Source organism: Phenylobacterium sp. (assembly GCF_020402505.1).
In the GTDB taxonomy this organism is placed as follows: domain Bacteria; phylum Pseudomonadota; class Alphaproteobacteria; order Caulobacterales; family Caulobacteraceae; genus Phenylobacterium.
Genome location: NZ_JADBZL010000138.1, coordinates 1 through 2510, shown reverse-complemented (window position 1 = coordinate 2510; position 2510 = coordinate 1). Strand labels below are relative to the sequence as shown.

The 2510-nt window shown below is 70.3% G+C and carries 2 protein-coding genes; both read left to right on the top strand.

All coding sequences use genetic code 11. The features are described 5' to 3' along the window. The first annotated feature begins 224 nt into the window (after positions 1–224). Positions 225–1055, top strand: coding sequence for a hypothetical protein (locus tag IM632_RS10030; protein ID WP_296482270.1), 831 nt, complete (start codon positions 225–227; stop codon positions 1053–1055). Between the two features lie 479 nt (positions 1056–1534). Beyond that, positions 1535–2510, top strand: a 976-nt coding sequence (locus tag IM632_RS10025) for a P22 phage major capsid protein family protein (protein ID WP_366817540.1), incomplete at its 3' end; no start/stop codon positions are given.

The window sequence follows — 2510 nt, the reverse complement described above, 5'->3', positions numbered from 1 at the left end:
GGCGCGCGTTGCTCGCTCGCGGGTCCGGAACCTCCGAGAAGAAAGCTTCGAAATCTCCCATGGGAGTCTCCCAAAACAAGGAAGACACCCTCAGAATCCAGTTCGCCCAGATCACTCAAGCCAAATGCGATTCCCCTGCCCTGGGAGGGGGAGGAATTAAGGTGTTCTTTTTTTGTTCTCTTCGCGCAGTTGTGGCAGGATGTTTCCAGGATGGAGGATTGCGGATGACGGACGAGGTCGTGGACGAGGGCCCGGGTGAGAGTGTGGACCTGGCCGAGGAGGTGATTGAGGAGGCGCCGGAGGCCGAGGCCGCCGAGGCCGACGATCGCTCGGACTGGAGCGAGATCGAGGTGGACGGGGAGGTGTGGCTGGCGCCGCCGGCGCTGAAGTCGGCGTTTCTCCGGCAGGCGGACTATACCCGCAAGACCCAGGAGCTGGCCGAGCACCGGCGGCGGCTGGAGGCCGAGCGCGCGGCGTCGGAGGCGCATGTGGCGGGGCGGGCGCGGCTGCACCTGATGGACGAGCAGGCCCAGGCCCTGGACGGACTGGACTGGCCGGCCCTGGAGGCGGCGGACCCGGAGCGGGCCCGGGCCCTGCGGGAGCGGCGGCGGGTGCTGGCCGAGGGCCGCGAGCGCCTGGCCTTCGACCTGGCGCGACAGGAGCACGAGACCCGGCTGGCGGAGGCGGCCGCGGAGGCCGAGGCGGTGCGGGCGACGGGCCGGGCCCTGGCCGGGCAGATCGAGGGCTGGTCCCCGGCCCTGGCGGCGGAGCTGGCGGAATACGCCCGGGGCTTTGGCGTGGAGGCCGAGGAGCTGGGCCAGATCAACGACCCGCGCCTGTGGCGGATCCTGCATCGGGCCCATCTGGGTGAGACCCTGGCCCGGCGACTGGCCGAGGCCGACCGGCGGGCGGGACGGCCGAAGGTGCGCCCCGCCGCCGACCCGGGACGCCCCGGCGGCGGCGCCCCCGGCCTGGACGATCGGATGGACACGGCCGACTGGATGCGCCGGCGCAACGCCGCCACCCTGCGCGAGCATCGCCGTCCAAGAGGCTGAACGACCGGACTTTCCGGCGTCGCGAGCAGGCCCTTTTTGAAGGGACCTCGCGGCGCCCCCCGGCGCCCCGGCGCGGACCTGGAGACCTCCAGCACCGCCGCCCCGGAGCGCCTGAACGACCTGAACCCTGAACGGAAACCCCCGCCGGGCGACGCCCGGAAAGGATGAGACATGCCCAATTCCCTTTTGACGGCCGCCACGGTCACCCGTGAGGCTCTCCGCGTCGACTGAGGCGCCTTCGCGGGGCGACCCGCGTCGAAGAACGATGTGAATTCGGTGAACTCCTAAACGCCGCCAGAGCCCGGACGCCCTCTCCCGCGGGCCCCCAAGGCGCATGGACACACCGAGCCAAGCCCGGCCCCGGACGACGGGGGCGGGAAGGTGTAACGACTATCCCGGAAGGGAGTAGGGCCAAGCGGCCCGAAGCGCATCGCACCCGCCCCGTCCACCGGGCGGCGCGGGTGATGAGATAGTCTGCTCTGCGGCGGAAACCCGCAGCGGCCCGAAAGGGCGGCCCCGGCCCAGCGACCCGGGGTGAACACACAGGCCTGCACCAGAAACTGAACTTTGTCGGGACCATTTCGAGGGAGTACGACGACCGCTTCGCCCGCCAGGGCGCCAAGATCGGCGACACGCTGAAGGTGCGCCTGCCCAACCAGTACGCCGTGCGCAACGGCCCGGCCCTGGCGACCCAGGACACCAACGAGACCAGCGTGGAGCTGAAGGTCCAGACCCAGAAGGGGGTGGACCTGAACTTCACCAGCATCGACCTGACCATGGGGCTGGACGACTTTTCCGACCGGGTCCTGGAGCCGGCCATGAGCGTGCTGGCGGCCTCCATCGAGGCCGACGCCATGACCATGTACCAGGACGTGGCCAACCAGGTGAACAGCCACGGCCAGCCGGCCACCTTCCAGAAGGTGCTGCAGGGCCGGAAGATCCTGGTGGACAACCTGGCGCCCCTGGGCGGCCGGACGGCCAACCTGAACACCCAGGACAACATGGACCTGGTGGACGCGCTGAAGGGCCTGTTCAACGATTCCGACGCCCTCTCCAAGCAGTACCGCGAGGGCTATATGGGCCGCACCGCCGGGTTCGACTTCATGGAGAACACCCTGTGGCCGGCGCACCTGCGTGGCGGCGGGGCCGGCTATACGACCAACACCCTGCCGACGGCCCTGCCGGTGTCCGCCAACCCGGTGAACGCCATCACGGTGGCGACAGGGACGGGAAGCCTGGCCAAGGGCGATGTGATCATCATCGCCGGGGTGATGCGGGTGCACCCCGAGACCAAGGCCAACACCGGGGTCCAGCAGCAGTTCGTGGTGACCCAGGCCCATCCGGGCGGGGCGGGCGTGGTGCAGATCTCGCCGGCCATCATCACCGCCGGGCCGATGCAGACCGTGACCCTGGCGACCACCAATGCGGCGGCGGCGATCCAGGTGGCGGGCGTTG